The organism is Gluconobacter sp. Dm-62, assembly GCF_018256155.1.
Classification (GTDB): Bacteria; Pseudomonadota; Alphaproteobacteria; order Acetobacterales; family Acetobacteraceae; genus Gluconobacter.
The window spans coordinates 1-5,868 of record NZ_JAERLY010000041.1 but is presented as its reverse complement, the minus strand read 5'-3'; the positions used below and the strand labels follow the sequence as shown (position 1 = coordinate 5,868).

Sequence of the window (5,868 nt, the reverse complement as noted above, 5' to 3'; positions counted from 1 at the left end):
CAGTTCCTGGAAACGCCGTATTATGGCTCGCGGCAGATGACATGGCATCTGCGCCGCCTGGGACATGAAGTCGGTCGTAAGCGGGTCCGGCGGCTCATGGCGATTATGGGGCTGCGGGCGATCTACCAGAAGCCACGCACGAGTGTGCCGCATCCGGAGCATCGGAAATATCCGTATCTGCTGCGGGATCTGGTCATCGACCGGCCCAACCAGGTCTGGTGTTCCGACATCACGTGGAGGGATCGAAGAACCCTTGGTGGATACACTTGGCCTGTAATGTCTGGCATTTGGCGTTCTGATAGACGGTTCTTTAGGTCGCTTTTGATCTGCGTTTTCAGCAGATCGGAGGCTGTTACCTGCTGATAGCTACGCGCTCGCACTCAATCTTTCCAGGAAGAGGAAGCGGCGCATGTTGTAGACGATATTGGCCAGCCCGATCCTCATGGTGGCCCGGGTGATACCGACAGTTCGGATGAATAGTCCGGTCTGCGATTTCTGGTCAGCAAAGACATGCTCGACACGCGAGCGGATGACCGACTTTCCAGCATTCGATTTCTGGACATGCCGGGGCATAAGTGGAGGGTTCGAAAAACCCTCTGGTTTTGAGGGTGCCTTTGTGATTCCATTTCCCCCGAGTTGATTGGGGTATGGATCATGAAGCAGGCTGGTTTCTTTGATGTTGAAGAGAGGCTTGCCCGGCTGAGCGGGCTGGGTGTTCCGCCCTGATCTGGGGCAGGCTTTGGCCTATTCAGACGGGAGTAAAGGCGGACGACCGCCATTTGATCCGGTGCTGATGTTCAAAATTCTGGTGATCCAGACGCTCAACAATCTGTCTGATGAGCGGACAGAATATCTGATCAACGACCGCCTCTCCTTCATGCGTTTCCTTGGCCTGGGGCTGTCGGACCGTGTGCCGGATGCCAAAACGGTCTGGCTGTTCCGTGAACGCCTGACCCAGGCGGAGGCCATTGAAAGACTGTTTGACCGGTTTGATACAACTCTGCGGAACGCCGGTTATCTGCCGATGTCAGGCCAGATTCTGGATGCCACACTGGTGGCTGCTCCCAAGCAGCGCAATACGAACGCTGAGCAAGCCGATCTTCGGGAAGGGCGTATTCCTGAAGACTGGCAGGACAAACCCGCAAAGCTGTCGCACAAGGACCGTCATGCGCGCTGGACACTGAAGTTCACCAAAGCAAAGCGGCAGGATGATGGAACCATGCCATCCAGCGATCTCGACATCCCGTTCTTTGGCTATAAATCGCACATTTCCATCGATCGGAAATTCCGGTTCATCCGGAAATGGAAGACGACGGACGCCGCTGCCAGTGATGGTGCGCGATTGAGAGAGGGGCTGCTGGATAAAACCAATATGGCCTCAAGCGTCTGGGCAGACACGGCCTATCGCTCAAAAGCCAACGAAGACTTTATGGAAAAACAGGGCTTTGTCTCCAAGGTTCATCGCAAAAAGCCGCATCTCAAAACGATGCCCCGGCATATCCAGAAATCGAATGCAGGGAAGTCGGTGATCCGCTCCCGCGTCGAGCACGTCTTTGCCGATCAGAAATCGCGAATGGGTCTATTCATCCGAACTGTCGGTATCACCCTGGCCACCATGAGGATCGGCCTCGCCAATATCGTCTATAATATGCGCCGCTTCCCCCTCCTGGAGCGGATAAACGCCGCCGCGTAGCAACCCAGAGCACGAAACCCTCGCTCTGCTCAAAACGCAGAGCGAAAATCAGGATAAGAAACCAGAAATCAACATGGCAAAAACCTGAAATCAGGACCAAGAACAGTCAGTCAAAAGTTTTTCGATCCCTCCAGATCGGGCTGGGCATCGAACCACTCCTGTCGTCGTGTCAGGATATCGGCGCGATCCTGCTCCGTCGCGTGAGCGGTCTTTTTTTCCATGTGATCTTATGACGCGCGAGGAAACGCCACAGCGTGCCGATTGCAAAATGATGGCCGTCCTCAGCCAGTCGGACACGGATTTCAGACAGGGTCAGATCGTTCTTCTCCGCGATCAGCGCATGAATACACTCTGCCTGCGCCTCAATCCGGTGAGACAGACGATCCCCGCCACGGGGGCTGGCAGCAGGACTGCCGGTCGTAGCGGTAAGAGCGCATCAGCAAACCGCACTTGCCGGACTGACGCCAAACCGTTCAGCCGCCTGACGCCGTGACAGACCATTCGAAACAGCCGCGTCAACACGTTCGCGGAGATCCAGAGACAATGTGCGTGATACCATCCAGAGCCGGCCCCCATTCCGGCTGCCATCTTGAATCAGATCACAGCCACTTTGGGAATCCCCAACGATTCATTCAGGGCAGAAAACGCTCTAAAGGCGCTGGAAGATGAAAACAGCCGCCTGAAACGTCTACTGGCGGATGCCATGCTGGATAATGCGGCCCTAAAGGAAATCGTTGAAAAAAAATGGTCACGCCTGTCGCGAAACGGCAGGCGGTCCGACACATACAGGAGGCTCTGGCCCTGAGTGAACGCCGCGCCTGTGCGCTTGTCGGTGTTGCCAGACGTGTTGTGCGGCATGTTTCCACCACGGCGGACGATGCTGCCCTTCGCCAGCGCCTGCAGGATCTGGCGGCCCAGAGACGCCGCTTTGGATACCGCCGCCTGGGCTAACTTCTGGCGCGGGAAGGCTTCAGTCTCAATCACAAGAAGCTGTTCCGCCTTTACCAGGAGGAAGGGCTGAAAGTCCGCCACCGGGGTGGTCGCAAGAGGGCACTGGGGACGCGTTCTCCCATGACCATCCCTCAGGAACCCGGACAACGCTGGAGCCTGGATTTTGTTTCGGATGCCCTGATCTGTGGCCGCCGGTTCCGCATTCTGGCTGTTATAGACGATTTCAGTCGCAAGAACCTGGCATTGGTTGCCGACACGTCATTATCAGGTGGACGTGTGGCGCGGGAACTGACGGCCCTGATGGAACGATATGGCAAACCCCTCATGATTGTCAGCGACAAAGGGACGGAGTTCACATCCCATGCCATCGTGAAATGGGCGGATGAGATGAAGGTTGAATGGCATTATATCGCCCCCGGGAAACCGCAGCAGAACGGTTTTGTCGAAAGTTTCAACGGCGGGTTGAGGGATGAATGCCTCAACGAAACGCTGTTCACCTCCCTCAGCCATGCGCGACAGGTTCTGGCTGACTGGCGGGAAGACTACAATACAGTGCGTCCCCATTCCCAACTGGATGGCAGGACACCGGATCAGATCGCTAGACAAGGGTCTCGGGGGCATGCCCCCGAGACCCTTGTCATCCAATCAACCCCAAGCCATAAAAAACGGGAACTCTCCTTTTGAACGGATACAAAAAAGGGGGCACGTCACAACAGTCAAAGGTTTTTCGAACACTCTAGGTTTAACCGACCTTTCGCAGCGGAACGGGCTTAACAGCCGCAGATCCCGGAACGCTTTGGGTCTGACGCTCCCGGTCCAGATAGCGCAGGCAACTGACTCGCAGGAAAGACGCCATGTTGGGCAACTCACCTCGAAGCTCCAGAATTTCATCTGAGAGCTTCGTGATAAGCTGGTTGACGGTCATGCCATCCGCGGCAGCAATTTCCGTCAAGACATCCCAGAACATGTTCTCCAGCCGGATCGTGGTGACGACACCATGGATCCGCAGGGACCGTGTCCGACTTTCGTAAAAAATCGGGTCGGCGCGGACGTAGAGTTCACACATGGCGGGTCTTTCCCTGCGGATAACCCTCAGGCTTCGATCTTCGTGCCCAGAACCTTCAGGAACTGGCCGATCCAGGCCGGGTGCGCTGGCCATGCTGGCGCGGTCACGAGCTTACCGTCCGTCACAGCCCCATCAATCACAATCGCCTGATAGTCTGCGCCTGCCAGGATCACTTCAGCACGACAGGCGGGATAGGCAGAAACCTTGCGACCGGAAATGACATTGGCAGCAGCGAGAAGCTGCGGGCCATGGCAAACGGCAGCAATCGGCTTGTCAGCCGCCACGAAGGCCCGGATCAAGTCCAGCACGCTCTCATCAGTGCTGAGCTGTTCAGGCGCACGCCCCCCCGGAATGACCAGCGCATCGTAATCATCCGCTTTCGTGCCTGCATAGGTGGCGTTGAGAGTGAAGTTGTGGCCACGCTTTTCGGTGTAGGTCTGATGGCCTTCGAAATCGTGGATGGCCGTTGCCACCTGCTCGCTAGCCTTCTTGCCGGGAGACACCACGTCCACCTTGTGCCCAACCATCAACAGCATCTGGAATGGCACCATGATTTCGTAATCTTCAACGAAATCACCTGCGAGCATGAGAATACGTTTACCAGCCATGAGATCATCCTGACGATCTGGGTTCAAAAGACGGACTCCCTCTTACCGTATGCAGAAAGATTGTGGGTAATAGGTGGTAACGACAGGATCACCGCTTCGTCCGCCTCGGACAGAACTGTGGATCGCGGCTCTTTAGGACCTGTCTTCTGATCTTCGACACTCTGTCACTTCCGCCATTTTGCAACTGTTTTCGGGTTGATCCCGAACTCCTTGCTCAGCGTCGCGAGCGAAGTGAACCGCCCTGGGATTGGCGGAGACCTATCTACCTGAGAAGAAGGTCTGATGAGCAATCCTGTGAAGAAGTTTTCCCCTGGAGTCCGTTCCCGTGCGGTGCGTCTGGTTCTGGAGCATGAGAACGAGCACCCGTCTCGCTGGACGGCGATGGTGTCGATCGCTGGCAAAATCGGCTGCTCGGCTCACACGTTGAACGAGTGGGTCAAGAAGGCTGAGGTCGAGACTGGCAAGCGAGCTGGTGTTCCAGCCGAGACCGCCGATCGGCTCAAGGCGCTGGAGCGTGAAGTGCGCGAGCTGCGCCAGGCGAACGAGATCCTGCGCAAGGCGTCGGCATCTTTCGCCCAGGCGGAGCTCGACCGCCCCTTTCGGAAATGAGCGCGTTCGTCGATGAGCATCGTCAGGACTATGGGGTCGAGCCGATCTGTAGAATGCTGCAGATTGCCCCATCAGCTTACTATGAGCGGCTGCGCAAACGGCGTGAACCAGAGCGCAGATCGGCTCAGAGCAAACGTGACGAGTTCCTGAAACCCGAGATCCTACGCGTTTTCTCGGAGCATTTTGGTGTCTACGGCGTGCGGAAGGTCTGGCATCAGTTGCGCCGGGAAAAGATTGAAGTCACCCGCTGTACAGTCGCGCGGCTGATGCGTGATCTTGGCCTGCAGGGCGTGATCCGCGGCAAACCGAAGCGCACGACGATCAGCGACAAAAGCGCGCCCTGTCCGCTCGATCGCGTCAACCGGCAATTCAAGGCACCGGCGCCGAACCGGCTGTGGGTGTCGGATTTTACTTATGTCGCGACCTGGGCCGGGTTCGTTTATGTGGCATTCGTCATCGATGTGTTCGCCCGATACATCGTCGGCTGGCGCGTCAGCCGGACAGCGCATGCGGACTTCGTGCTCGATGCGCTGGAGTAGGCGATCCGCGCCCGATGCCCGTCAGGCAGTTCTGGGCTGGTGCATCATTCGGACCGCGGCTCGCAATACGTCGCCATTCGCTACACCGAGCGCCTGGCTGAAGCCGGGATCGAACCGTCGGTCGGTAGCGTTGGCGACAGTTATGACAACGCCCTGGCCGAGACGATCAATGGGCTGTTCAAGGCCGAGGTGATCCACAGGCGTGGCCCATGGCGCTCGTTTGACGCCGTGGAATATGCCACTCTCGAATGGGTGGACTGGTTTAACAACCGGCGCATCCTCGAACCCATCGGCAACATCACCCCGGCCGAGGCCGAGCAACAATTTTATGCCGCTATGGACCACCTCCCACTGGCAGCATAACTTAAGAAAACCAGTCTCCGCCAATCCCAGGGCGGTTCA

General features: G+C 57.1%; 3 protein-coding genes, 6 pseudogenes and 1 other annotated feature. Of the genes and pseudogenes, 5 read left to right on the top strand and 4 right to left on the bottom strand.

What is annotated here, in order from left to right; genetic code table 11:
* Nucleotides 1-237 (top strand): annotated as a pseudogene (locus JK202_RS15995) (IS3 family transposase); the annotation flags it as partial.
* A 129-nt stretch (nt 238-366) separates the two neighbouring features.
* On the opposite strand, the pseudogene JK202_RS15990 reads toward JK202_RS15995, so the two are convergent.
* Nucleotides 367-573: pseudogene (locus tag JK202_RS15990) on the bottom strand (IS5/IS1182 family transposase); the annotation flags it as partial.
* A gap of 78 nt (nt 574-651) precedes the next feature.
* On the opposite strand from JK202_RS15990, the pseudogene JK202_RS15985 reads away from it, so the two are divergent.
* The 3 genes and pseudogenes from JK202_RS15985 to JK202_RS15970 all read left to right on the top strand — a co-directional run.
* A pseudogene (locus JK202_RS15985) lies at nt 652-1,693 on the top strand (IS5 family transposase).
* Between the two features lie 268 nt (nt 1,694-1,961).
* The gene (locus JK202_RS15980) at nt 1,962-2,186 is read left to right on the top strand and encodes a hypothetical protein (RefSeq protein ID WP_211562469.1); all 225 of its coding nucleotides are present in this window, start codon (nt 1,962-1,964) and stop codon (nt 2,184-2,186) included.
* A 156-nt stretch (nt 2,187-2,342) separates the two neighbouring features.
* Nucleotides 2,343-3,328, top strand: a pseudogene (locus JK202_RS15970) (IS3 family transposase); the annotation flags it as partial.
* 58 nt (nt 3,329-3,386) lie between these two features.
* Here JK202_RS15970 and JK202_RS15965 read toward each other — a convergent pair.
* The 3 genes and pseudogenes from JK202_RS15965 to JK202_RS16365 all read right to left on the bottom strand — a co-directional run.
* Entirely contained in the window at nt 3,387-3,710 is a 324-nt protein-coding gene (locus JK202_RS15965) for a ribbon-helix-helix domain-containing protein (protein ID WP_211562466.1), read from the bottom strand.
* Between the two features lie 26 nt (nt 3,711-3,736).
* Nucleotides 3,737-4,318, bottom strand: a complete 582-nt coding sequence (locus JK202_RS15960; protein ID WP_211562465.1) for a DJ-1/PfpI family protein — start codon at nt 4,316-4,318, stop codon at nt 3,737-3,739.
* A gap of 80 nt (nt 4,319-4,398) precedes the next feature.
* Nucleotides 4,399-4,548, bottom strand: a pseudogene (locus tag JK202_RS16365) (IS481 family transposase); the annotation flags it as partial.
* A 52-nt stretch (nt 4,549-4,600) separates the two neighbouring features.
* Here JK202_RS16365 and JK202_RS15955 point away from each other — a divergent pair.
* Nucleotides 4,601-5,829: pseudogene (locus tag JK202_RS15955) on the top strand (IS3 family transposase).
* Nucleotides 4,882-4,998: a sequence feature (AL1L pseudoknot), on the top strand. It overlaps the preceding pseudogene by 117 nt.
* Nucleotides 5,830-5,868: the final 39 nt, after the last annotated feature.